21 protein-coding genes, 1 tRNA gene and 1 pseudogene are annotated in these 25819 nt (G+C 57.6%); 5 read left to right on the forward strand and 18 right to left on the reverse strand.

Annotated features, from left to right (window positions below; genetic code table 11):
- Positions 1 to 107: 107 nt before the first annotated feature.
- From NKI79_RS31205 to NKI79_RS31260, 12 genes are all read right to left on the reverse strand, one after another.
- Positions 108 to 1235, reverse strand: coding sequence for a glycosyltransferase family 4 protein (locus NKI79_RS31205; protein ID WP_352806993.1), 1128 nt, complete (start codon positions 1233 to 1235; stop codon positions 108 to 110).
- Between the two features lie 240 nt (positions 1236 to 1475).
- Complete coding sequence (locus NKI79_RS31210) at positions 1476 to 2714, reverse strand: lipopolysaccharide biosynthesis protein (RefSeq protein WP_352806996.1); 1239 nt, start codon at positions 2712 to 2714, stop codon at positions 1476 to 1478.
- Positions 2715 to 2843: 129 nt separating this feature from the next.
- Complete coding sequence (locus tag NKI79_RS31215; protein WP_352806998.1) at positions 2844 to 3890, reverse strand: glycosyltransferase family 4 protein; 1047 nt, start codon at positions 3888 to 3890, stop codon at positions 2844 to 2846.
- 180 nt (positions 3891 to 4070) lie between these two features.
- Entirely contained in the window at positions 4071 to 5141 is a 1071-nt protein-coding gene (locus NKI79_RS31220; RefSeq protein WP_352807000.1) for an EpsG family protein, read from the reverse strand.
- Between the two features lie 85 nt (positions 5142 to 5226).
- A complete protein-coding gene (locus NKI79_RS31225; protein ID WP_352807002.1) occupies positions 5227 to 6429 on the reverse strand; it encodes a glycosyltransferase family 4 protein in 1203 nt (400 codons plus the stop codon).
- An 8-nt stretch (positions 6430 to 6437) separates the two neighbouring features.
- On the reverse strand, positions 6438 to 6941 hold the full coding sequence (locus NKI79_RS31230; protein ID WP_352807005.1) for an acyltransferase: 504 nt from the start codon (positions 6939 to 6941) through the stop codon (positions 6438 to 6440).
- Positions 6942 to 6954: 13 nt separating this feature from the next.
- Positions 6955 to 7983 (reverse strand): NAD-dependent epimerase, encoded by a 1029-nt coding sequence (locus NKI79_RS31235; protein WP_352807007.1) that lies wholly within the window; start codon positions 7981 to 7983, stop codon positions 6955 to 6957.
- Positions 7983 to 9257 carry a nucleotide sugar dehydrogenase gene (locus tag NKI79_RS31240; RefSeq protein ID WP_352807010.1) on the reverse strand — a complete coding sequence of 425 codons (1275 nt, stop codon included), beginning with the start codon at positions 9255 to 9257 and terminating at the stop codon, positions 7983 to 7985. The genes NKI79_RS31235 and NKI79_RS31240 overlap by 1 nt, the downstream gene beginning before the upstream one ends.
- Before the next feature lie 406 nt (positions 9258 to 9663).
- Entirely contained in the window at positions 9664 to 10941 is a 1278-nt protein-coding gene (locus tag NKI79_RS31245; protein ID WP_352807012.1) for a sugar transferase, read from the reverse strand.
- Between the two features lie 39 nt (positions 10942 to 10980).
- Positions 10981 to 12300: a UDP-glucose dehydrogenase family protein gene (locus tag NKI79_RS31250; RefSeq protein ID WP_352807014.1), complete on the reverse strand. Its 1320-nt coding sequence runs from the start codon at positions 12298 to 12300 to the stop codon at positions 10981 to 10983.
- Between the two features lie 146 nt (positions 12301 to 12446).
- On the reverse strand, positions 12447 to 13001 hold the full coding sequence (nusG, locus tag NKI79_RS31255) for a transcription termination/antitermination protein NusG (RefSeq protein ID WP_352807017.1): 555 nt from the start codon (positions 12999 to 13001) through the stop codon (positions 12447 to 12449).
- A 451-nt stretch (positions 13002 to 13452) separates the two neighbouring features.
- Positions 13453 to 14043 carry a biotin transporter BioY gene (locus NKI79_RS31260; RefSeq protein WP_352807019.1) on the reverse strand — a complete coding sequence of 197 codons (591 nt, stop codon included), beginning with the start codon at positions 14041 to 14043 and terminating at the stop codon, positions 13453 to 13455.
- 112 nt (positions 14044 to 14155) lie between these two features.
- On the opposite strand from NKI79_RS31260, the gene NKI79_RS31265 reads away from it, so the two are divergent.
- Positions 14156 to 15064: an MBL fold metallo-hydrolase gene (locus NKI79_RS31265; RefSeq protein WP_352807044.1), complete on the forward strand. Its 909-nt coding sequence runs from the start codon at positions 14156 to 14158 to the stop codon at positions 15062 to 15064.
- A 12-nt stretch (positions 15065 to 15076) separates the two neighbouring features.
- Here NKI79_RS31265 and NKI79_RS31270 read toward each other — a convergent pair whose 3' ends face one another.
- Both NKI79_RS31270 and NKI79_RS31275 read right to left on the reverse strand, forming a co-directional pair.
- Positions 15077 to 15862 carry a DUF1499 domain-containing protein gene (locus NKI79_RS31270; protein ID WP_352807022.1) on the reverse strand — a complete coding sequence of 262 codons (786 nt, stop codon included), beginning with the start codon at positions 15860 to 15862 and terminating at the stop codon, positions 15077 to 15079.
- Between the two features lie 83 nt (positions 15863 to 15945).
- The gene (locus NKI79_RS31275; protein WP_352807024.1) at positions 15946 to 17574 is read right to left on the reverse strand and encodes a fatty-acid--CoA ligase; all 1629 of its coding nucleotides are present in this window, start codon (positions 17572 to 17574) and stop codon (positions 15946 to 15948) included.
- Positions 17575 to 17753: 179 nt separating this feature from the next.
- Here NKI79_RS31275 and NKI79_RS31280 point away from each other — a divergent pair, with 179 nt between their 5' ends.
- Entirely contained in the window at positions 17754 to 18140 is a 387-nt protein-coding gene (locus tag NKI79_RS31280; protein WP_352807027.1) for a hypothetical protein, read from the forward strand.
- 126 nt (positions 18141 to 18266) lie between these two features.
- A complete protein-coding gene (locus tag NKI79_RS31285) occupies positions 18267 to 18656 on the forward strand; it encodes a DUF427 domain-containing protein (protein WP_352807030.1) in 390 nt (129 codons plus the stop codon).
- Here NKI79_RS31285 and NKI79_RS31290 read toward each other — a convergent pair whose 3' ends face one another.
- From NKI79_RS31290 to ppdK, 4 genes are all read right to left on the reverse strand, one after another.
- On the reverse strand, positions 18657 to 19394 hold the full coding sequence (locus NKI79_RS31290) for a polysaccharide deacetylase family protein (RefSeq protein WP_352807032.1): 738 nt from the start codon (positions 19392 to 19394) through the stop codon (positions 18657 to 18659).
- Positions 19395 to 19535: 141 nt separating this feature from the next.
- Positions 19536 to 20639, reverse strand: a complete 1104-nt coding sequence (locus tag NKI79_RS31295; RefSeq protein ID WP_352807035.1) for a glycosyltransferase family 9 protein — start codon at positions 20637 to 20639, stop codon at positions 19536 to 19538.
- Positions 20640 to 21635: 996 nt separating this feature from the next.
- On the reverse strand, positions 21636 to 21770 hold the full coding sequence (locus NKI79_RS31300; protein WP_352807038.1) for a hypothetical protein: 135 nt from the start codon (positions 21768 to 21770) through the stop codon (positions 21636 to 21638).
- Between the two features lie 574 nt (positions 21771 to 22344).
- Complete coding sequence (gene ppdK, locus NKI79_RS31305) at positions 22345 to 25020, reverse strand: pyruvate, phosphate dikinase (protein WP_352807041.1); 2676 nt, start codon at positions 25018 to 25020, stop codon at positions 22345 to 22347.
- A gap of 185 nt (positions 25021 to 25205) precedes the next feature.
- On the opposite strand from ppdK, the pseudogene NKI79_RS31310 reads away from it, so the two are divergent.
- Both NKI79_RS31310 and NKI79_RS31315 read left to right on the forward strand, forming a co-directional pair.
- A pseudogene (locus tag NKI79_RS31310) lies at positions 25206 to 25471 on the forward strand (VOC family protein).
- Between the two features lie 107 nt (positions 25472 to 25578).
- Positions 25579 to 25653: transfer RNA gene (locus NKI79_RS31315), tRNA-Gln, on the forward strand.
- The last annotated feature ends 166 nt before the right edge of the window (positions 25654 to 25819 follow it).

Consider the following 25819-nt stretch of genomic DNA (forward strand, 5'->3'; position numbering starts at 1 on the left):
GCGACGCCGGCCGAATCATAGCCGCGATATTCGAGCCTTTTCAACGCATCGACGATAAGCGGCGCGACCGGCGAGTTACCGACAATTCCAACGATACCGCACACCTGTTAGGTCCCCCGAATACTCAATATCGCGCTCTTGTACCGCCTTATCACAATCGCTTCGTCATATTCGCGTTCTACTTTTCGCCTGCCGGCACGGCCCATATCGGCTCTTTTGTCGCCAGACAGTTTGTGAAACATCACGCATTTAGCGAACAAGTCACGAGCATCTCGTGCACGACAGAGATAACCATTGACACCCTCGTCAACCACATCGCGGCAGCCACTCCAGTTGGTAGTAATGATCGGTCGGCTAAGCGCAGCGGCCTCAAGGAGAGTTCGAGGCGTCCCCTCTCCATAGTAGCTTGGAAGCACGACGCAATCGGCAGCTTCAATGAATGGTCTGACATCATCCGTATCTCCCCTGTACTCAACAACCCCCTCCCTCACCCACCCTTCAACATCCTCCTTTCTCACCGACTTCGGATTCTTCTCGTCCACGCTGCCCAACAGTTCGAACTTCATTGATCCACTTGACGCCTTCGACAGACGGGCGGCTTCAACAAATTCTCCGACTCCCTTCTCCCAAATCAATCGTCCAACGAAAAGAAATGTTGTCGGACCTGCCGACTCCGCAAGTTGGCGCTGATCGCCTCTAAATTTTTTCAGATCTACTCCAGATCCGGGCAGGACTTCCGTCTTTTCTGGTTCGACGATCTTTAAATTAACAAACAGCCGCCGATCATCCAAATTTTGAAAAAACACCTTCGAAGATTTGCGAAGCGCCCACCTATACAAAATCCGAGTTGCGCGCGACAGTAAGGACGTGGTCGACGAAGCTATCCCGAGTCCAGCGATGTTATTAATGACGGGCACTCCACAGATGCTGGCTGCAAGCGAGCCGTACACATTTGGCTTAATTGTAAAACCCAAATACAGACACGGCTTCTCTTCCTTCAGTATCTTTAACAGACGCAGAAACAACGAAATCTCATCGAAGATGTTCTTGCCGTGACCCTCAAAGTCTAAGTTAATAAAGCGGCACCCTAGCTCAGCGACCCGCCGTGAATACGAATCGAATGGAGCGAGCGCTATCACATCAAATTCGTCCTCAATGAGGGACCTGATTAGTCCGCTTCGGAAATTCGCCAAATTCCATGAAGTGTTGGCGCATATGATCAGCTTAGGCCTCACTTCGCCCCCCTAGTCTGCTGGCCGACAGGCACTTCAAATGGGCGGGGCTGGGGTATTCGCATCGAGAGAAACTCCGTGATTTGCTAATGCGGCGCATAGCAGGGCTGAGTGCAACGAATGCTTAAGACGGAACCCACGGCGCCACGCCGCCTTCACGATCCCTACCCAAACACCTTGTCGCGTCTCGAGTCGCGTTAGCACGGGCTTCGCTGCGGCAAGAGGAAAGAGATGCCATCCGCGCTATGGTCTGTGATATGATTTGACCTTGACGTAAAGGAACCCCACGAATAACAAATAGACAAGAGAACATCCTAGGCTGTTTGCCAGCAAATACCGTTTAAAGTCAACCTGAAACATAATTGCCAGAACGACAGATAACAGCATGACGGATAAAATGAGAGCATTGTTGGCTAGCAGCCATACTGTCTTTCTGAAAACCAGAGCGGTAGTCTGAACACTGACTGCAATCAACCTCGCGATCAGTAGTGGCAGCAACATTAATACAATCCCTTCCGACTCCGCCCATTTCGCCCCTAGGACTAACACCACCAGTTTGCTAAATAATACGTAAGCGGCAATCACCGTTATTGACAGGGCAATAGCAGTCCAAAGGGTGAAGTTAAATTCCCAGAGAAAGCTACCTTTGCCGCGATGCGAAGCAGACGCCTTCTGGAAATAAACTTCTGATAATCCGTTTGCCACCAATGACAGCGGTAAAGCAGCAATGCGAAATGAGATCGAATATAGCCCAACCTCTCGTATGGAATAAGACAGAGATATGAGTACACTCATTGCGTTGATGGAGAGCGCGCTTATCAGAGTACTCGGAATGTCGAACACGACCGATTTGCCATACCGTGCGATCACGCTCGTCAGCCAGGTCCTCGTAATTTGTCTATTTAAATTGAGCGCATTTAGGGAATACATTAATACGATCGCCTGAGCGACAAATCCCAAGCAGAAACCTTCAATGAGTCCCATCTCCTTATTGCCAAAAACCCCCAAGCCAATTTGCGCGGCGATAGTCACGATCGCGCGCAGTAAAAGCGATCCAGTCCGCGCAGCGTACTTGTCGTTCTGGAGGAGTAATATCGCGGCCGCGTTGGTTAGACCGGTAAGTGCTACGACAGCGCCTACGAACATTAGGAAGTAACTTCCAACGGATAGGATGTCAACAGCCGAGAGTACCGCCAAAACCGCGACCACCGCCATAGATACGAATATATTGCAACACTGCGCTACAATGAATACAGAAAACTGCTCCTTCGGGTCAGATGAAGGGATCATCATCTCAAATCTGAGACATGACACCGAACCAACTATGGCGGTCAACGTGATAAATAGCGCAAACACCCCGAAATTTTCCGGGGAATAGGTTCTTGCAATAAAAGGGTAGCTGGCAAAATTGACTAGCTGAGCCAGGGTACTGCCGCCAATTAGAGTTCCCAAGCTTCGAAGATACGACCGTCTGTTCATCATTTCGTCATTTTCAACAAACGTTCGCACCGAGCTGCCATGTGGTAGAATCCGCGCCGAGGCAGGACATCACCGGCTTCAGCTCGTCAAAACGGCCACTGCCGCCATCCATCGTCATCATCGAATACACTTCTAGCGCTGCATAAGCTTCGCTGTGTTGTCTAACACATCTTCTCGATACTCTTTAGCGTCCGCCCACGTAGTGAAGGCGGACGCACTCAGTTCCTCAAATCGTCCTGGGATTTGGATCAAGTTGTCGAGCTCCTCAACCGCTTTGCCCAGGCTTTCAGGATCTACAATCAGCGAGTTTACACCGGACTTACAGTAAGACCCGATTTGCCCGACCGCGGTCACAACGGGAACAAGCCCTTGTTGCATTGCTTCTACTACAGACATTGCCATGCCCTCGCGACGGCTTAGCTGCAGGTAGAAAGAATACTCAGGTGCAATGGTGCTGATTTCAGACCGGTCAAGCTCTCCCATCAACCGAACGGCGCCTTCGAGGCCCAACTCCTTAACTTGCTCTTCAATGTTCGCTCTCTCCCCTTTGTCTGGCCCCCAAATATCAAACTTAGCGTTCGGATATTTTGCTTGCATCAGGCAGATAAATTTCAGCGCAACATCGATCCCCTTGTCGTGTGTTAACCGCCCCCAAAAAACGAACCGCGGACCTCCATATTGACTTACGCTACGGACACCCGTGCGTGCAACCACGAACGAAATCACACGTCCCCTGCCGGCAGTACGCTGGCCAACCCTTGACTCTAGTGTTTTGGGAGAATCAGCCCACACCTCATCGCATATCTTCAATGCCAACAATGTGAGCAAATTGTCCAAAGCATGGGCAGGAAGAGCGCTGTGCAAAAAAACGACCAGCTTCATCCTGGGCCTCAGCACTTTTGCGAACATGGCCAGGAGCATGCTTGGCCATAGCGATGCGATCAGGACGTCCGGATGGGCAACGACGATCCGATAGAGCGCAACCAAATGTGCCAGCGGATTATTGACACGAGCTATATGGATCCCACGAGAGCCCCTCGACGCGACGCTGGTAGTCTCAACAATGTATTGTAATCTGAATGAAAATCCTGGCCGCCTCAGATCCCGCATGGAACGAGCAGCTGTTTCAGCACCGCCCAAGGTGTCTTTCGGCAGCAGATGCATTACCTTTATCGCCACGCGCACTCCTTAGCAGGCCATCTCGAACTGCCATTGCTTTGTTGCTTGGCACTGACCATTAGGGGCAGCCCAAGTTCCCAATATGACCCTGAGGAAAGCGCCCGCCCATGAAGCGAGCTGCTAGAACCCGGTCAATGCAGCCTCAGAGACTCCGCTGCTCACGAGACCACGACCACCGTTTTAGCCTAAAGGGTTCTGTCCGAAGAGTACACTCCTGTACGGCAACCAGCTGTCGGCATTATTAGCAAAATTTAGCCATGTATACATAATCGCTAAAGAATACGCTACCACGCCAACGACCAGGGGAAGTGCATTCTTCTGTTGCGAAGCCAATAGAGGCAACCGACCTAACACAACCATTTGGATAGGAATAAAGTACAATGCAATCCGATCAACCGCGGTTGAAGATGGCGACACATATAGGAGGCCTACTAACGCGATACATGCCACCGCGACCCACCACCAGAGCCTTTTCTCGCTGTCTATTAGCTTCAGGCGGTTGCCCCAGAACACAAGGATAAGCGCGGGCGCCAGGTTCATGAGAATACGGACAAGCGCTCCCTGCGACCCAAGTTGTCTTTCCGCATATCGAAAATATATGCTATCAGCAGAGTCAGACAAAAATAACATGAAAAATGTGGCGGCAAGTGCGATGGTTGAGATCGCTATCATAACGCGCCCTTCCGAGTTCGACAATGCGATGAATGGAAGCATAATCACAGCGGATCTGTGGAATAGCGCGGCCGCAAGTACAAATAATATTGCCTTAGTATTCTGCCTCGATCCGATGCACGTCATTGCAAACATAACCAGCGAGATGGCAACACTTTGCCGTGTATAGCCCATCGCCACGACAATCACCAGGTAGGGTATCGCAACAGTTAGCGCCAACCAGGGAAACGGCTGATTCTGACAGAACTGAGCGAGCCCCAGAAAAAACAATACAGCGCACACGAGGTTTACCGAAACAAGTCCGAGCCCCAACTGAAAAGACACCCAATTCACCACCGCGTAACCAGGATCAACGCCCAGCACAGCATCAAGAAACCGTTGACCATCTGCCCCGTAATAATGGCGCAGATAATTTGGCCAGTCGGTGCCCACTTCATATCTAAGTCCAACAAAGATGGTTCCCAAGACCAAATACGTCTTCCAGGCTGCTCCCGTCCCATTAGGGCGAACTAACCTTGGCTTGAGATCCTGCAACGATATGCAGGCCGGGATCAGCCCAAAAAGCCAGTAGTGGATCACCGACCGCACTCCCGCAAAATATTATAACAGCTCCGCTCGAAAACGTCAGATCGGCACGCCACAGATGACTCTCTGAAAACGCCCACTAATATTTTGCCAATATGATATCGGCAAACCGATCGACTTGAGCTTGCAACGAATATGTCTTGATCACCTCCACACCGCCCAGGGCCTTCGCGAGTGCGATTTCGCGCTCGCCGTAAATCCGAACCAGCGTATCCGCCAGCTCGTCGCTACGGCCTTGGCCAACAAGATATGCGATATCGTCTTCGAGGAGCTGTTTGAAGTGCGGATTATCCCAAGCTACTATGATTTTCCCAGCTGCCATCTGCTCCATTAGCGCGTTAGACGTGCCGCCACCGCCCAGCGTCGGGGACGAGAACGTCAGGGCTACACAAACATCAATGTTCCGAAGAAATTCGGCGATTTCATCGTTGGGTTTGGCGCCGTGGTACTTCAGATGGCCGAGATTAGCGAGCTCACTGGCTCGGCTTGCGTATTCTCCGTCACCCATTACGTGGAACTCGAAATTGGAGGCCTCCCCCCGAGCTCGAACAAGCTCGATCGACCGGAAGAACTCTTCGATCCCCTTAACCTTTGAGAGCCGTCCGACAAATGCGACCTTAATGGGCGTCTTTAAAGTTGGCGGCCGCATCTGCCATCTAGCAAGATCCACCCCATTTTTGACAACAGTGACCTGTAGTCCCAGCGTCCTATAATGCTCAGCAATGTCGTCGCCATTCGCCAGGATTACATGGGCCTTGGAAAGGATAAATATCTCCATTTTTTGGGCGAGCGGCACAAGAAAGGACGGAATTCGGGGAGCCTTTTCATGAAGATAAATACCTCTAAGCCACAGCACCCTTCTTTGTATACGGAATTTTCTAAAAAGCAGAATCATCGCCAGCTCAATGACGCTGCCCACTCCCAGCGATATTCGCAATTCATCGGCCATGGCATTAGCCCGGGGCTGCGCCCGCAGTAGACATCCCACCATGAGAAACACGCGCGGCAACCTGCTTTTGGCAGCGTTAAAGATTTTCACCGAAAGCCGCCGTCTACTGCTATCTGTGAAATATGAGCAGAATTCGCTCGAGTGATCCGCTTCGTCGTTACTCTTCAAGCCGTATATATAGAGCGCAACTGCAGGTTTCTCCTGCAATAATCGTGGCAAAAAATTGTAGGCCCATGTTTCGCGCCCGCCACCGGCCCGACTGAAACTGGAAAGCATTATAAGGTCAACCACGACCTGTTCCTCACCATCAGTCTTTCTATCAGTCTCTTCCATCATCGGATCTAGAACCGCATCTTAATATGGCGCGCAGGAACCCCGCCAACTATTGTGTTCTCCACGTCTATACTCCGCGTCACCACCGCCCCCGCTGCGACAACTGTTCCATTTGCGATCCTCACCCCAGCCAAAATCGTAACGCGAGACCCGATCCAAATATTAGAGCCTATGACCACCGGAAGTCGCTGAATGGGTTGAAATTTAATCGGAGTATCTGGATCAGAATATGAGTGTTCTGTTGTTATAATGGATGTACTGTGCGCGATAGAGACGAAATCACCAATCTTTAATCCACCTTCACAGAGCAGGAAAACATTATGGTTTATCGACACATCTCGTCCAAGTATCAGGTTTCTGCTTGAGCTAATGTTTACATCTGCTCGTACGATTAGATTAGGGGTTTTTCTCCCGATCATGGCCTGGATGAGCAGTCTCCTAATCGGAATAGCAAGCCGCGAGTGGGAGCGTATAATGCCCATGTATAGAAATGCGCAAATCTTCCTGAACATTGTGTATCAAACGCTATGCATGTATTCTAAAATAGCTTTTGTACCATTCGACAAACCGGCCTATGCCCTCTTCGATCGTTGTTCTTGGGCTGTAGCCGACAGTGTTCTTTAGTTCAGTCGTGTCCGCATACGTATCGGGAACATCGCCGGGTTGCAGCGGAAAAAGCTCGATGATTGCTTTTGTTCCAAGCGCGGTCTCAAGCGCCTTTACGTACTCCGTTAGTTCCACCGGCTTACGGTTGCCTATATTGAATATTCGCCACGGTGCATTGCTGGTAGCTGGATCCGGCTCTGTGGACTTCCAGTCGGGATTGGGCGCAGCGGGCTGGTCGCTCGCACGAATAACGCCCTCGGCTATGTCCTCGACGTAGGTGAAGTCGCGAGTATGGTTGCCGTTGTTGAATAATTTAATAGGCTCGCCCGCAAGGATATTTTTGGTGAACTGGAAAAGCGCCATGTCCGGCCGGCCCCAGGGGCCATAAACGGTGAAGAACCGAAGCCCGGTCGTGGGCATGCCGAACAGATGGCTATAGCTGTGCGCCATCAGTTCGTTGGCACGCTTGGTCGCCGCATAGAACTGCAATGGATGGTCGGCAGGGCGATGCTCGGAGAACGGCATGTCGGTGTTCGCCCCGTAGACGCTTGAGGTGCTTGCATATGTCAAATGCGCCACACGGCTGGCGCGGCACGCTTCGAGCATGTTAGTGTAGGCGATGATGTTGCTTTCCACATAGGCGTGTGGGTTCTCCAGGCTGTAGCGAACCCCAGCTTGGGCGGCGAGGTGGATCACGCGATCAAACGCGTGAGCAGCAAAGCAAGCGTCCACCACGCTCTTCTCAGCCAAGTTACCGCGGATGAAGTGAAAACCAGAATTGGTTCTGCGATTCGCTTCGTCCAGCAACCGCAATCTCGCTTCCTTGATTTCGGGGTCGTAGTAGCTGTTGACGCTATCTATTCCGACCACCTCATCACCGCGCTCCATCAAACGCTTCGATACGTGATAGCCAATAAATCCAGCGGCGCCGGTCACCAAAATTTTCATCAGAAGCGTCCATCCGTAATTTCCTTGGGAAATAGGCCCTTGATGTCGAAAATGACACCCGGAGTCTTGCGAAGCGCTTGTAGACCAGTAGCCCCCAGCGCGTGAAATTGCCTGTGCCCCACCGCCACAATTACGCCGTCATAAGCCCCCGCGGGATTGTCCTTCACGCTGAGCACGCCGAGTTCTCGAGCACATTCCTGCGGATCGACCCAGGGGTCCCAGAGGTCAACGTGGGCATTATATTCCTTCAACTGTGCGACTAGGTCGGCGACCTTGGAATTTCGCAAATCCGGGCAATTTTCCTTGAAGGCTGCGCCCATCACAAGGACTCGGCTGCCGACGACGGGTATTCCTTTGCGCATCATTAGGCGGGCCGTCTGGTCAGCTGCGTGTTTTCCCATGCCGTCGTTGATTCGACGGCCTGCGAGTATGACTTCTGGATGGTAACCGAGTTCTTGCGCCTTGTGGGTGAGATAGTAGGGGTCTACGCCAATGCAGTGCCCCCCGACGAGGCCGGGTGTGAACCGCAAAAAGTTCCATTTCGTGCCGGCGGCTTGCAGGACCTCTGACGTGTCTATGCCAAGTTTGCCGAAGATCAGCGAGAGCTCGTTCATCAGAGCAATGTTGAGATCTCTCTGTGTGTTCTCGATCACCTTCGCCGCCTCTGCAACAGCAATGCTGCTCGCCCGATGCGTGCCCGCAGACACAATCGACGCATATAGTGCGTCAATGGCGTTGGCGGCCTCTGGGGTTGATCCGCTGGTGACCTTCACAATTGTCTGCAGCCGATGCTCGTGGTCCCCCGGATTGATGCGCTCGGGGCTATATCCCAGAAAGAAGTCTACATTGTAGCGCAGGCCAGAGTGTTTCTCGATAAGCGGTGCGCATACCTCTTCCGTACAACCGGGGTAAACAGTCGACTCAAAGATGACGACTGCCCCACGAGACATGACCTCACCAACCATCGTAGATGCACTAACCAACGGCCTGAGATCCGGGCGGTTGGCTTTGTCGATCGGGGTGGGAACTGTTACAATGAAAATTCCGCAATTGCGCAGGTCATCTCTGTTCGTCGTAAATTTCAGTCGCGTCGCCAACCTGAGTTCTTCACGACTAGCTTCAAGGGTATGGTCTTCTCCACGCCTGAGGGATTCCACCCTCCCCTGGCTAATATCGAATCCGACCACATCTCTCGTCGCAGCAAAGGCGATTGCCAACGGCAGGCCGACATAACCTAGCCCGATAATGGCAATTTTTTTTGACTCTAAGTTCATTCTGTCTCCTGCCTACGCTAGTCGCGGATGTGAACTGATCGGCAACTGCATTCTGTATCATCAGATAGGTGCCGTCCTCGTCAGATGCCGATGGTTGAAGTCGCGCTCGGCCCCTTGTTAGACCAAGCCACACCTCCCCGCTCGGACCGCTGCGAGCGATGTGTCGATTCTGCAGCAACTCGTGTCCTGCCTTCGAGCGACCCTCAACCAAACACGAATCTCGGCAGCTGGAATTATCGCCTATCCGCCACGTCCACAACGCCGGAAAATCTTCCCATCCAATGTCTGTTTCGTCATTGGGACCGATCCCATCAGACCCGGTTACAATCCGCTTTATGCCAGCGTGCCAGAATCGAAGATGCGGGAGACAGGGCGGCAATCGCGAAGACTAGCCCTTTTTCAGTGTCTAGCGGGCACCGAAGCCTGTCAGCATGGTTCGAATGGTGCGAAACACAATAAGCACGTCGAGCCAAGGCGAGAAATTCTTGATGTAGTAGAAATCGTAGTGAAGTTTTTCCAGAACATCGTCCACGGCCGCAACGTGGCCTTGGTTGACTTGCGCCCATCCGGTGATACCAGGCCGAACGATGTGCCGATACCTATAAAATGGCAACTCAGTCTCGTACCATTTGGAGAGTACAAGTGCTTCCGGCCGAGGACCGATCCAGCTCATCTCGCCACGCAGGATGTTGAAGGCCTGCGGCAACTCGTCGATCCTGGTCCTTCTCAAGAACTGTCCCAAGCGGGTAATTCGTGCGTCGCCGGCCTTCGTGATGGCCGCCTCCTTCTCGTCAACAACGGTGTCGTTGAGCTTCATCGTTCGAAATTTGTAGACCTCGTAGGGATGGCCTCCGTAGCCCATTCGCTTCTGTTTAAATAGCGCCGGCCCAGGTGAATCGATCTTCACTGCAATTGCCACCAACAACAGCAATGGAGAGAAAACGACAAGGACAGATAACGCGGATGCCCAGTCTATCGCCTGCTTTATTTTCAGATAGGCCTGGTTTGGGTTCAGGGAACCTAGGGTATTTTCAGAGAGATGCTCGATCTCTACCCGGCCCGTGAGCGACTCGCTAATTTGCTTGACGTGGTAGACCGGTGTTCCCGAGAGCGCTCGGTCGGCGATATAACGCTCCCATTCACTCGAAAGATCGGCTCGAAGATCGGCCACCACGCCGCTCGCATATTCGACAATCATATTAGGCGAGTGAATCCTTTGCCAGTTCACACCCGGTATGCTCTCCAATCGGTCGACGTGTCCGCCAGGAATTATCGCCAGCCGAAAAGCATCGAGCCGCCGCGTGGCTAGGCTCAATCCAAAATACCACACCGTTGATTGGATGAAGCTCGCTGCTGCCTGGAACCGGCTGTATTCGAACCTGAAGAAAAAGATAGTGACGAAGACGAGCCCGTAGGTCAGCGCGAATGTCGGCAAAATGTAGCCAGCCGCCGCGACGCCGGGAAAATTGCCGATGCGCTTGTAGAGGAGATAGCCCGTTGTGTGCGCGGTAAATGCCGCAAAAATGGTGACCTGCATGTTCGATTGCCAGATCACCTGTTGATCAAATGACATGCGGATCAACGCTGGCAGCAGGATGGCGAACGTCAGTCCGCCAAGTAGCTGGAAGCGCATCCGCAGCAGGAGGTGCCTTCGATTAGGTAGATGGATGGTGTTGGTATTCAAACCGAATCCCGCGAACCTGGCCCCGTGAAAACCTGACGTTCACTTAACAATATGCCGCTCGCGGCCAACGCTCGAATAGGCTATGCCTTCATTCACGACATCCTCACCGCGGTAGACGTTTCGAAGGTCAACCATCACCGGCATCGCCATGAGTGCCCGAAGCCGCTTGAGATCCAATGACCGAAACGCATTCCACTCGGTGACGATCACTATCGCATGGGAGCCGTCGGCTACGGCGTAGGCGCTGTCCCCGAATTCAATGCCCTCGATCATCTTGCGCGCCTGCTCCATGCCGACTGGATCATACGCCTTGATCGAAGCGCCCGCATCCTTCAGCGCCTGAATGATGGCCAATGAGGGGGCGTCACGCATATCGTCGGTGTTTGGCTTAAACGTAAGGCCAAGAATACCGATTGTCTTGCCGCGAACCGACCCCCCGCAGGCCTCGACCACCTTCCGCGCCATCGCCCGTTTTCGCTGATCGTTTATCGAGACCGTCGTTTCAATAAGCCGAATGGGGCTGGCCGCGTCCTGCGCGGTCTTGACCAGCGCCAGCGTGTCTTTCGGGAAACAGGAGCCGCCATAGCCCGGTCCCGCGTGAAGAAACTTTGCGCCGATGCGATTGTCCATGCCGATACCCCGCGCGACGTCCTGGACGTCAGCTCCCAAGCGCTCGCAGAGATCGGCAATTTCGTTGATGAAGGTGATCTTCATCGCGAGAAATGCGTTGCCTGCATATTTGGTAAGCTCCGCCGTACGTCGGCTCGTGTAGAAGATCGGCGCGGCATTCAGCGAGAGCGGACGGTAGATCTCGCCCATCACAGCCCTGGCGCTTGCGGCGTCGGTCCCGACAATGATGCGATCAGGTCGCTTGAAATCCTCGATCGCTGATCCCTCGCGAAGAAATTCCGGATTGGAGACTACGGCAAAATCAGCGATTTGATTCTGCTCGCGGATAATTCGCTCGACCTCGTCACCGGTACCAACAGGCACCGTCGATTTCGTCACCACGACCGTAAATCCCTTCAGCGCGCGGCCGACTTCGGCCGCCGCGTCATAAACAAAGGATAGATCGGCAAAACCATCACCACGTCGCGATGGCGTGCCCACGGCGATGAAGACCACATCCGATTGAGAAACCGCGTCCGCCAGATTGTCGTCGAAACGCAAGCGCCCTTGCAAAGTGTTGGTCGTGACAAGCTCGTCGAGCCCTGGCTCGTAGATTGGGATCTTCCCGCCTTTGAGCATGGCAAGCTTTTCTGGATCGCGATCAATGCAGCAGACCTGATGGCCAAAGTCGGCGAAACAGGCCCCCGAGACGAGCCCAACATAGCCGGCACCAATCATTGTTATTCGCATACCGCGTACTCCCAATCAGCGCCGATGAGACGATCTTGCAGAGAGCGCAAGTCTTACTCAACCAACGGCTACCGCACTCCAGGGTGAATCCCCCCGAGAGCGATACTACAACAATTTACATCGCGATGCCGCCTTGATGTTTGCGGTTACGCGATTGCTACGAGATCCCTGGCATCCAGATCGACAGGGATTTCGCCATTCATCATGGCCACCAGAACCCGGGCTCTTCCATCTGGATCAAGCCGGTGAAGACGACCAATCGTTTCCGCGAGGGGGCCAGAAAGGATCCGGACCGACGTACCGGCTGCGAGGCCGCCGCTGAAATCAAGCAGCCCGTCCCTACCGGTCAACGCAATGAAACGCTCGACCAGACCCGAGGGGACTGGCAAAGGCCGGTCGCCTTGCATGACGAGGGAGCGCACACCAAACGTTCCGTTGACCGAGCGCCAGCGTTGCAGCGCAAGATCGAGGGCGATGAACATGTAACCCGGAAAATAAGCCGTAGACCGGGTTTCGAGACGCCGGGCACGACGCACGGTTTTTTCCCCGCGAGGCAGAAACGGTTGAAATCCCTGGATCCGGAGATGCCGTTCGGCGACATGCTCCTTTCCGGGAAAGACACTGGCCGCATACCAGCGGGTTGCCTGGCTGGCGGCTGACTCTGGCGGCGGCCTGTTCGCCGATTTTTCTCCGCTAATCACGTGTCTCCCTTTCGGTATTGGGCATGGTCGGCGCCAAGGGTGGTTACGACAGTTTCTGGATACCAAGCAAACAACCAAGCCGCGAGAATCAGGGTGGTTGATAGAAAATAGGCCCCGAATTGTCCATGAGATTAGCTGCGCCTAAATAATCATCGGGCCGTTTTCTTCTTCAGCTGCCCGACGTGCGATATCGGCAATTCGCCGCGAGGCATAGCTGGGCTGGTTACATTGACGCGGCGCCCCCGGTTGTCCCGGTGCTTAGTTCACCGACTTGAAGCTATTATGACGTTCCCCAAGCACATGGTGGCGCCGCAGATGCCCTACCAGGGGGTGGATACCTGCAGAGCCATTCCATTTGCGAGAAAAGGCTGTTTCGAAGGGCCTTCAATGATATCGCCAATAAGTCAGCAGATCGAGGCCACAGCCGTTATATCGGATTCCTTGGTCGGGTTCACGGGCGCTTCAGCAGCGACCAGACCGCCGGCACCAGGCTCGCAGCCAAGGCAACCTTGATCAGATCGCCGACGACAAAGGGCAGCACTCCGAACTGCCACGACTTTTCCGGCCCGATCAACAGCGCCAGCCAGGCAAAGCCCATCGCCATCATGACGATCTCAGCCACCAGCATCGCATTGAAGAGCTTGATGGGATGGCGATCCCAACCACGGTCGGCAGCCCAGCCGACGATCGCCGCCATGACGACGAAGCCGGCTAGATAACCGCCGGTCGAACCGAGCATGTAGGCAATGCCGATGCCCTTTTCGGGAGTGCTCTGGAAGACGGGAAGGCCCAATGCGCCCTCAGCCATGTAGAGAAGCAGCGTTGCGACGCCAAGGCGCATGCCGAAGCAGGCAGCGATCAGCAAGACGGCGAGCGTCTGCATCGAGATATCCACCGGTCCGAGCATGACCTTCGTCTTGGCAGACAAGATCAGCAGCAGCGTTCCGGCGATCGCCAGCAAAAGCTGTCCCGCCAGCCGGGCCGTGCCCTTTTCGGGCAAAGCGAGAGAAATGAGCGGACGCATCGTCGTTGAAATTGCCATGGTCTTCCCCGTTCCGGATTGCCGCGAGCGCGGCCGTGCGTTTTCCTATATTGGCTTCCGTGCTATGCGGCAATCGGTTTTGCCCTCCCCCAAAAAAGGTCGCGACATTCGCATGGCGCTGAAATTCGACACAGGCTTCGACCCTGCCTACGGCCAGGGCGTAGCCGTTGCGCCCGACGTACTTCGGATCACCGCCAGGAACCCAAGCCCGTTCACCTTTCACGGAACCAACAGCTATATCGTCGGACGCGAGACGCTGGCGGTGATCGATCCCGGGCCGGATGACGAGGCACATCTTAGAACACTGCTCGAAGTGACCGGGACCAGGCCGGTCAGCCATATCTTCGTCAGCCACACGCATCGCGACCATTCGCCGCTGGCGGCGCGGCTGAAGCAGCATACGGGTGCGGCGGTTCTGGCGGAAGGCCGACATCGTCCGGCGCGGCCGTTGCGCACCGGCGAGGTCAGCCCGCTCGATGCCAGCGCCGACACCGGCTTTGTTCCTGATATCGCGCTGCCGGACGATATGGTGATCGACGGCGACGGCTGGGCGATCCGGACGGTGCTGACGCCCGGCCATACCGCCAATCACGCAGCCTTCGCACTGGAAGGAACCGGCATCCTTTTCTCGGCCGATCACGTCATGGCGTGGGCAACCACGATCGTCGCCCCGCCGGACGGCGCCATGGCCGACTACATGACATCGCTCGATCGGTTGATCGAACGCGACGACCGGCTGCTGCTGCCCGGCCATGGCGGGCCGGTGACCGAGCCGCGCAACTTCATGCGCGGATTGAAAGCGCATCGCAAAATGCGCGAACGGGCAATTCTGGAGCGGATCAACAGCGGCGACCGGGCAATCAAGGACATGGTGGAGGTGATCTATCGAGACACCGACTCGCGCCTGCACGGCGCCGCCGCCCTGTCGGTGCTTGCCCATCTGGAAGACCTGGTGGCGCGGGGCCTGGTCCACACCGATGGCGCGCCGGCTATCGACGGCATCTATTCGCCGGCAAAGTAGTACCCTCCCGTATCATTCCGCCGGCGCCATGCCCACCTGGCCGGCGACTTCCTGGTCGAGTTCGGCAAGGAAGTCGGTGATGCGCGCTGCATTGTCGCCAAGATCATGGCGGCCGTAACGCGAGGCCGAGCGCATATCGACGATGACCACATCGCCGTCGTCGGTCACGCGGATGGCGACATCGGCGGGAAGGCCAAGCAGCAAGCTCTTGGCCAGCGCATCGACTGTCACGTCGCTTTGCCCTGCTGCGTCGGGAAATGGCGCCGTGAGCTGCCAGCCGCGCCGATCGAGCACGGTTTTGACCGCCTCCAGAACGCGATCGAAAGGCAAGGTGTAGCTGCGTCCGCCAACAAGCGGATAAGCTTCGATTTGCAAGCGCTGCTCGCCGGGTGTCGGGGGCAAAAGCTCGTTCATATCCTTTGTCCGGGTAGAAATATCGAGCACCGGCGGGTCGTCCAGATCCGTCGAGATGTCGCGCAGCGGCGGATAGGTCGCCGCCCAATAGACCGCGATGCCGTACGGGACGAGCACCAGAAGCGCCAGCAAGGCGCCGACGGTCAGGTCGTGCCCGCCGCGATCGCCGAAATTCCACAGTCGCGCAAAGGCAAACCCGGCGAACAAAAGCGCAAATGCGGCCAGCAGGGCGACAATGCAAAGCACCCACAGGAATGCGGGCGTCTCGACGAGGTCATAGCGATGGCCGATAAGAGCGGTCAGCAGCAGGATCGCCGAAAACGCGCCGGCGCGCCGCGACCAACCGGCAGCCCTCGACCTTTGTCGCTCGGGAATTCCCGTCATTCTTTTCCGCGCTGCCCCAACCCGAACAAAGGCATAGTGCCTTTCAGCGGCGGCTTGAAGGCGCAAAGACGCCGCATCTCCGGTCAATCCGTCGGCAGGTGATAATCCTGGAACTGCTGGCGCAAGGTAATCTTCTGGATCTTGCCGGCAGCGGTGTGTGGGATTTCGCCGACAAAGGCGACGTCGTCCGGCATCCACCACTTCGCCACCTTGCCGTCCATGAAAGCGAGGATATCCGTCTTGGTCGGCTCCCTGCCCGGCTTGCGGACGACCACGAGCAAAGGCCGCTCGCCCCATTTGGAATGCGGAATGCCGATGGCGGCGGCCTCCGCCACGTCCGGATGGCCGACCGCGAGGTTCTCGAGCTCGATGGTCGAGATCCATTCGCCGCCCGACTTGATCACGTCCTTGGCGCGGTCGGTGATCTGCATATAGCCGCCGGGATCGATGTGCGCGACGTCACCGGTATCGAACCAGCCGTCTTGACCGAACTGTTCGGATCCGATTCCGCCATAGTAGGCGCGCGCGACGGCCGGCCCGCGGACCTTGAGCCGGCCGAAGGTCTTGCCGTCCCATGGCAGTTCGTTGCCGGCGTCGTCCGTCACCTTCATTTCGATGCCGAACGGTGTAAAGCCTTGTTTCTGCTGGACGCCGAGGCGGGCCTCGCCCTTCAGCCCGGCGTAGTCCGGCTTCAGGGTGCACAGCGTGCCGAGCGGCGACATCTCGGTCATGCCCCAGGCGTGGACGACCTGGACATCGTAATTGTCCTGGAACTTCGTCGTGATCGCGCGTGGACAGGACGCGCCGCCGATGACGACTTTCTGCAGATAGGGAAGTTTCTTGCCGGTCTCTTCCAGATGCTGGAGGAGCATCATCCACACCGTCGGCACAGCGGCGCTGAAGGTCACCTTCTCGGTGTCGAGCAGCTCGTAGAGCGAAGCGCCATCCATCTTACAGCCGGGCATGACCAGCTTGGCGCCAATCATCGGCGCGCTCTGGGCAAGGCCCCAGGCGTTGGCGTGAAACATCGGCACGACCGGCAATATGGTATCGCGTGACGACAGGCCCATGGCGTCGGGCATCGCGGCGATCATGGCGTGCAGCACGTTCGAACGATGGCTGTAGAGGACGCCCTTCGGGTCGCCCGTCGTGCCCGAGGTGTAGCACATGCCGGCGGCGGTGTTTTCATCGAATGTCTTCCAGGCGAAGTTGCCGTCGGCTTCAGCAAGCCATTCTTCATAGGCGACGACCTTGGGCAGCGCAGTCTCCGGCAAATGCGCCTCATCGGTCAGCACGATAACCTGCTTCAGCGACTTGACCGCGCCGGCGATCTTTTCGAGCAGCGGCAGGAAGGTCAGGTCGACAAAAACTGCCTTGTCCTCCGCATTGTTCATGATCCAGGTGATCTGCTCGGGAAAGAGCCGCGGGTTGAGCGTGTGATAGATCGCGCCGACACCCATGATGCCGTACCAGGCCTCGATGTGGCGCGCGGTGTTCCAGGCCAGTGTTGCGATGCGGTCGCCAAGTCCGAAGCCGTCACGCTCGAGCCGCTCGGCGACCTTCAGGGCGCGATGATGGATTTCGGCATATGTGCTGCGCACGATCGGCCCCTCGATCGAGCGCGACACAATCTCGCGTCTGCCGTGCTGCCTCTCGGCGTTGTCGATCAGCTTATGGCAAAGCAGGGGCCATTCCTGCATCAACCCGAGCATCTTGTTCCTCCCGTTATTTTTTGCGCCATTGTGGGACGAACCGGCGAATTGTCCAGCGGTGACCGGGCTGGAGCGGTGCATAGGGCGAAATGAGGCCGAATTCGCCACAATCCGGCCATTCTCGGCGTTAACGTTGATTAACGGGCCGGGGCGCGATTGGCGAATGAAAGAGGTGTCGCATGGACGCGCAGCTCGACGACGAAGCCCTCCAAAATACGCTTGCCGAAAGTCTGGCCGATCTGGTGGCGGCCGATGTCGCGCAGGCCGATCTGGTGCCTGACGCCAAAGCCGTTTCCGAAGATGAATTCGTCGAGGTCGTCGGTGGCGCCCTCGAGGCGGTCGGCGGCACGCTCTTGTTCAAGATGTGCGTCGAGAACGAGGGCGAAAGTCAGCACGTAGCTGCCGCCTGCGTCGGCGATGGCGGCAATCGCCAGTTCCTGCTGCTCACCTTGCCGACCAGCGGTGGTGCGCTGAAGGTCGAGACCACCTCGAAAAGCACCAATCCGGTGGCCGGGATTGCCGCCGCCTACGCAGGGCTGATGGACGCATTCCAGGCCGCGGCCTGATTTCCAGGCGGGCTACCGGAGGCGAGCGCAAGACTTGCCGCCTGCGAGCGACATCGCCTGGTGGCAGGCAGCTCTTGCGCGAGGCTCTTGCCAGACACATCTTGGGTCGAGGCAAGGAGATACGACATGGACCAGATCGCAAACCCGGCACCAGGCTTTCAGCGCAATCCGGGCAAGGTCATCACCGTCGAGCCTTACAAGGGCACTGTGACGGTGCGCGCCGGCGATCTCGTCATCGCCTCGTCCAGCAAGGTCAAAGTGCTGACCGAGTCGCCCTACCCTCCGGTTTTCTACATTCCGTTCGGCGACATCGACTTCAAACAGCTTGGCAAGACCGAACACTCGACCCATTGCCCCTATAAGGGCGATGCCAGCTATTGGAGCGTGCTGCCCGCCGGCGATGCAGGCAAGGATGCGATGTGGGCCTATGAGCGGCCGTTCGACGAGATGGCCGATATCCGCGATCACGGCGCGTTCTATCCGAACAAGGTGACCATCGAGGCCACGCCCGACTGATCAGTCGGTGGTGCCTTCATCGCCGATGCCGTCGGCATCGTCGAGCCGCACGAAGGTGAGGCCCTTCGCCTTCAGCGCCAGAAGTCCCTGCACCACGCCTTCGCCGGCCGCATGGGTCGGCTGGTTGATATGAGCGATGATTACGTCGCCGTCCTTTGCCGCGGCGATGCGCCGGGCGGTCTCTTTTGCGCCGAGCAATGAGCCGCCATCGCCGTTGATTGAGAATCCGGCGATCTTGAAACCAAGCTTGCGGATCATCGCAATTGCCGACGAGCTGTATTCGGCGGTTGCGCCGCGAAACCATTTCGGCGCCGGTTCGCCGGTCACGGCAAGAGCGGCAGCACCCGATTCGACTTCGGCCAGCACGGCCTCCGGGCTGCCGGCACTGCGAATACCGTAGATCTTTTGCGGCGTGTCGACAGCCGGGACGTGGCGGCCGCCATGGTTTTCCAATTCAAACAGTTCGGGATGCGCCCGCATGATCTCGACGGCGGCGGCGTTGTGTTTCAGCCAGATGCCGGTGACGAAAATGGTGGCGGGAATCTTGTTTTCCACCAGCGCCGAGAGAATCCTTGTATCGGTCCGCCCGCCGCAGGCATCGAGCGTCAGCGCGACGCGGCCGCTGCCCTCCTCGGCCTTGATGTGCAGCGTCGGTTCGACAAGCAACTGGGCGTTGCCGGGAGAGGCAGCCCACAGCGATATCGCAATGGCGCAAAAATGCTTTTGGAACAGGCGCATTGATTATTTCCAGGTCGGCCGGAATCAAAGTTGAAGCGGCGACCCCAAGACCGGCATCAAGGCGGAAATCGGGACGATGCCCCTGCAAAAGCGTCGGCAGCGGCAATTTGACCGCCAGCCTGACCTTTGGCAAGCACGAGGTCACAATGCGTGCTCGACGTCCTTAACCGTACGTGAAAGGATCGCGCGCACCGCGTCGACAACCGCTTTGACCTCTAGTCGCCAGACGCAGCAAGCCTTGCTCGGATCGGGATGGCGGCACAGGTCCCTGGCTATGCACTCGCAAGGCATGGAGGGCCGCGGCGTAACACTGGCCACGCCGACAGGACCCCACACGGCCGGATCGGTCAGGCCGAAGAGGCCGACAACCGGCGCTCCCGCGGCGGCGGCCATGTGCATCGGGCCACTCTCGTTCCCCAGAAACAGGCGTGCCTGGCCGAGGACCGCCAGCAGCGTTGCCAGCGACAGCGCCCCGACCACATTGACGACCGGCGAAGCGGCCTTGGCGACGATGCGCTCGGCAGATGCCTGTTCACCGGTGCCACCGACAAGCAGGAAGTCCAACCCGGTCTGTCGCGAGAGCTCGTCGATCGCCAGCGCAAAACGTTCCGGTTGCCATTGCCGGCCCCGAAAGCTCGCTCCCGCATGAACGGCTATGAAGGCGTTACGCCGGAGGTGATGCCGGTCGAGAAGCGCCAATGCCTTGGCGGTCTCCAGCGGCAGCGGCTCAATCTTTGGGACCGACGCGCGCAACTCCACGCCGAGTGCCTCAAGCGGCGAAAGATAGCGGCAGAGATAATGCTGGCCACCAAAGCCAAACGGCTTGGCCAGGACGTTGGCGGGCTGGCGTTCCAGCCAGCGCAACGGTTTTTCGGGAGGATCATATCCGACGCGGGTCTTGGCGTTGACGAGCCTGACGATGATGCGTGAGGTTTTGGAATCGGCCAGGTCGATGGTCAGGTCAAACCGGAACCGGCGCAGAGCGCGCACCATCGCGTAAAGCTCGCGGCCACGCTCCAGTGGGGTGCCACGCATCCGGGCGCGCCGGAACGCCACCACGTCCGAGGCGATGCCATGAGCCGTCAGGAAACTGGCAAAGCTCGCCTCGCAAAGGAACACGATCCTGGCCTTTGGATATTCGAGGCGCAGGTTTCTGGCGAGCGCCGAGGCGAGGACAAGATCGCCGATGAATTTCGTCTGGAGGATGAGAATCGAGCGGACGTGCGCGGGCGGGTTCTGCAACATCTGTTTCTGGCACCGGGGCGGGTTCGGGAGCCGGAAACTGGGCAGAAACGATGTCGGGATTTGGAGCCGTCACGCGCACGTTCGCGTGAATTTGGTTACAAATCGGTAAGGTCAATTGGGCAATCAGTTCCTCAGCCAGGTCGTTTTCAGAACTCTGCCGTCATTTCGAAGGCGCAGCAGCTCATCAAGTCCCTTGCTCGATGTTCAAAGGCTGGGATCGATAAGCTCCGCTGTCCTGCGTGGCCCCGCCTCACAGCCGGATCGGGCACGCGGTGAGAAACGATCTGGACTGATCCCTTAAAATTGTTACGAACCGAAGCTGCGCCGCAACGTGTCTCAGTGCGTGTTTTGATGAAACAAAGGCGTGCTTCGTATATAGCTATGCTTCTGAGCCTAAGATTAGCGGGCGCTGTCCTGCGGCTTGCTACCAGGACTATTCGACCCGTGGCTATTGGAGCACCAGATAAAATACAGCGAGCCCACCTTCACCGCCGGCACGTGGCGGTCGCGCGCTCTCGGGTCCGCAATTCGCGATAAGTCTTCATCTTCAGAGTACCGCCAGGCAACCTGATACGCAACGCCATTGGTCTAAACCTCCCACTGTGCGCCGCAGCAATTACGTGCAATGCGGGAGATGGAGACCTTCCGTCCTGGACGAGTCAACAGCGCGCCGCATCAACTTTTCTTGGGCGACAACTCCAGATCAGCCCAGCGGCAGGTCGCTGACGGCGCCGGCTGTTCAACCACACGGGGAGGCGGCGGGCGCGCTCTGTTGCGCGCAATTCCCGGTACCTTTTCGCTTTCCACGTGCCACCCGGCATTCTGATACGCACCGCCATCGGCTTCGCTTCATTGTACAGTGCGGAGTTAGACCTTCCGGGGCGCAACAATAAGCGACCGAGCCCCGACCATTTCTGGGCAACCACACGATGTACAAGAGAGTCCCGGAGCGAGGCGTCGGTGCCTCATCCGAGCGGCGGTGCACCGCAAGCGCGGCTATTTCTTGCGCGAGGATGGGCGATCGGGCATGTGGCTCGGCCACCAGACGATGAAATACTTCCCGATCCGCCAGACCGGGACTTGCCGCTTCTGCTCGCGGCGCCGCAGCTCGTCCTGTTTCTTGATCTTCAAAGTCCCGCCCGGAAGCCTGATCCTTATCGTCACATGTCCCCCCACCCTTATCCCCAAGGTACGAACGATTTGAGGAGAACAGTTTCGTGCCGGCTAAGCAATGCGTGTAGGCGAGTCTAAGCAAATTTCGGCCCGATAAGCGCAAGAGGCTGGAAGCGAGCAAGGCCGCCGAGTGGGGGCGCCTTTCGGATTAATTAAAGAAATCCGCGATGCCATTGATGGCCGGGACCGCATAGACCATCGGCCCGGCGACCAGCGCGCTATAGAGGCAAATTATCGACGCCAGCGCAGCAGCGGCTTGTCGCGGCCGACCGCGCGCAGTTCCGCGTTTACCGTCCAGCGCGCCGCACCGGTTTTTTCGTCATTCTGCATAAACAAACGTCCCAGTTCTATTTCGCACTGCCGGTTGAAAGCATCAACATGCCCTTGTCGGGCGGATAGAGCCCGTCCGGACGCTTTTTTACGAGGCACCCTACGCCATCCAGAGAGTTGCAATCTGTCAGGCTTGGGCTAGGCGGAGAGGCCTTCCGGCCGACAGCTCGGCGTATGCGCCAGAACTCTCGTTCGATCAGAGTTACGCCTTCGCCTTTGCAGCCTGCACCGCCGCTTGCGCGGCGGCCAGCCTGGCGATCGGAACCCGGTATGGCGAGCACGAGACATAGTCGAGGCCGACCTTCTCGCAAAAACGGATCGAGGCTGGGTCGCCGCCATGCTCGCCGCAAATGCCGAGCTTGATGTCGGGCCGCGTCGCCCTGCCCTTTTCAGCGGCCATGCGCACCAGTTCGCCGACGCCCTCTACGTCGAGCGATACGAACGGATCCTGCTCAATAATGCCTTTTTTCCGATAGGTCTCGAGGAACGAGGCCGCATCGTCGCGCGAGATGCCGAAGGTTGTCTGGGTCAAATCGTTGGTGCCGAAAGAGAAGAATTCAGCTGCCTCGGCGATAACGTGGGCGCGGATCGCGGCGCGCGGCAGTTCTATCATCGTGCCGGTAAGATAGGTGATCTTGACGCCGGTTTCCTCCATCACGCTCTTGGCGACGGCATCAATGAGCGCCTTGACGAATTCGAGCTCCTTCGCCAGCCCGACCAGCGGCACCATGATCTCCGGGACCACCAGCGCGCCGGCCTTCCTGCCGGCCTCGACGGCTGCCTCGAAAATGGCGCGCGCCTGCATCTCGGCGATTTCGGGATAAGATACCGCAAGCCGGCAGCCGCGATGGCCGAGCATTGGATTGAACTCGTGTAGCGCTTCGGTGCGTCGCCTGAGCTTGTCCGGCGATACGTTCATGGCAGCGGCGACCCCAGCCACCTCCTCCTCGGTCTTCGGGAGGAATTCGTGCAGCGGCGGATCGAGCAGGCGGATCGTCACAGGCAGGCCGGCCATGATCTCGAACAGCTCGAGGAAATCGGAGCGCTGCATCGGCAACAGCTTGGCCAGCGCCGTTCGGCGGTCCTTTTCCGTATCGGCCAGGATCATCTCGCGCATGGCAACGATGCGGTCGCCGTCGAAGAACATGTGCTCGGTGCGGCAAAGCCCGATGCCTTCAGCGCCGAAGGAGCGCGCCATGCGCGCATCGAGCGGCGTCTCGGCATTGGTGCGCACGTTCATGCGGCGCGCGCCGTCGGCCCATTCCATGATGGCGGCGAAATCGCCCGAGAGTTCCGGCTGCAGCATCGGCACGGCGCCCTTCAGCACCTGGCCGTTGCCGCCGTCGATGGTGATGATGTCGCCCTTGCGGAAGGTCGCGCCCATCGCCATCAGCGTGCCGGCTTTGTAGTCGACGCGCAGCGAGCCGGCGCCCGAAACGCAAGGCTTGCCCATGCCGCGCGCCACCACGGCGGCGTGGCTGGTCATGCCGCCGCGCGTCGTCAGGATGCCTTCGGCCGCATGCATGCCGTGGATGTCTTCGGGGCTGGTCTCGATGCGGACCAGGATCGCCTTGCGGCCTTGCGTCTTGGCCTCCTCGGCGTCGTTCGAAGAAAATACGATCTCACCGGTGGCCGCGCCCGGCGAGGCCGGCAGACCGACGCCGATCACATCCCGCGCGGCCTTCGGATCGATAGTCGGATGCAGCAATTGGTCGAGGGAGGCCGGGTCGATACGGGCGACGGCCTCCTCCTTCGAAATCAATCCGTCCCTGGCCATGTCGACGGCAATCTTCAGCGCCGCCTTGGCGGTGCGCTTGCCGGACCTGGTCTGCAGCATCCACAATTTGCCGCGCTCGATGGTGAATTCGAGATCCTGCATGTCGCGGTAATGTTTTTCCAGACGGTCGGAGATGCTGACGAAAGCCTGGAAGGCGTCCGGCATCAGCTTCTGCAGCGACGGCTTGTCTGAGCCGGCGGCAATGCGCGCAGCCTCGGTGATGTTCTGCGGCGTGCGGATGCCGGCAACGACATCCTCGCCCTGGGCATTGACCAGGAACTCGCCATAGAGCTGCTTTTCGCCGGTCGACGGATTGCGGGTGAAGGCGACGCCGGTGGCCGAGGTGTCGCCCATATTTCCGAAGACCATGGCCTGGACGTTGACCGCCGTGCCCCAGCTTTCGGGAATGTCGTGCAGGCGCCGGTAGGTGATAGCGCGGCCGTTCATCCAGCTGGAAAACACCGCGCCGATGGCGCCCCAGAGCTGCTCGTGCGGATCCTGCGGAAAGGGCTTGCCGAGCTCCTCTTCGACCTGGGCCTTGTAGAGCGCAATCACGCCTTGCCATTCGATGGCCGTCAGCTCGGTGTCGAGTTCGTGGCCGAGGGCACCCTTCTGGTCTTCGAGGATTTCCTCGAACACCTCATGGTCGAGGCCCATGACGACATCGGAATACATCTGGATGAACCGGCGATAGCTGTCATAGGCAAAGCGCGCATCGCCGGAATCGGCGGCCAAGGTTTCGACCGTTTCGTCGTTCAGGCCGAGATTGAGCACGGTATCCATCATGCCTGGCATCGAGGCGCGCGCCCCAGAGCGAACCGACACCAAAAGCAGTTTCGAGGGATCGCCGAACCGGCGCCCGGTCAGCCGACCAATATGGTCGAGCGCGACCGCAACATCTGCTTCCAGCGAAGCCGGGTAGGTGTGGCCGTTGGCATAATAAGCGTTGCAGACCTCGGTGGTGATGGTGAACCCCGGCGGCACCGGCAGGCCCAGGCTGCACATTTCGGCCAGGTTGGCGCCCTTGCCGCCGAGCAGATTGCGGTCGCCGGCACGGCCTTCCGCGGCGCCGTCGCCAAAAGTGTAGACCCATTTGGTCATGCTTACTCCCCGGTTGCAGGAGATTGGAAATACTGACAAATCGAGCGATATGATGCTGCAGTGCGAAAGGCAAGGCATCGACCAAGCCGAGAGGCCTCTACAATCGATTAATGAAAAGCGGTGCCGAAAAGACTTTTTTTGGCGAGGCTTTATTGGAGAACACACTGAGAACAAATGGCGAAACAATGGAACTGACCGGAAAGCTCGATTATCTAGAATGCCGGCGACGGCGTGAAGGCTTTCTATAGCGCGGCCTTCTCGTTCACCGATTGCGGACGGACCTATTCGGCCTGCCGTGTCTATTCCAAATGCTGGAGCAAACATTGAGCGCCGTCGAAAATGCCGGCACCGTCGAGCCGAGCTTCTCATTCCCGGCGGCAGGCGGTTCCAATTCGTCGATCCGGCGGGCCATGAAATGGCGGTATGGGGTGAATGGGTCCGTTCAAGGTGATGATTGCAAAACCGGTGAATCGGTCGCGCCTAGTCGACACGTCGGCATTGAGCTTTCTCCCGGCTCGTCCTATAAGGCGGCGCGCACAGCGGGCACGCTCCGGCTGTTGGGGCGTCGCCAAGTGGTAAGGCATCGGTTTTTGGTACCGACATTCCCAGGTTCGAATCCTGGCGCCCCAGCCATCGCTCAAAGGGTACGACCCGGAGACATGGGTAACAGAATGTACCTAAGACATGGGTGACAAACTCGTGCCGAACGGGTTGTCGATGGTCTGCAAGGTTCTCTGTTCCAGGTCGATATATCCCAGATCATAGTGCATGAAGCTTACGAGCCAAATGCCGTCGTCGA

The organism is Mesorhizobium sp. M0340, assembly GCF_040321535.1.
Lineage (GTDB): Bacteria > Pseudomonadota > Alphaproteobacteria > Rhizobiales > Rhizobiaceae > Mesorhizobium.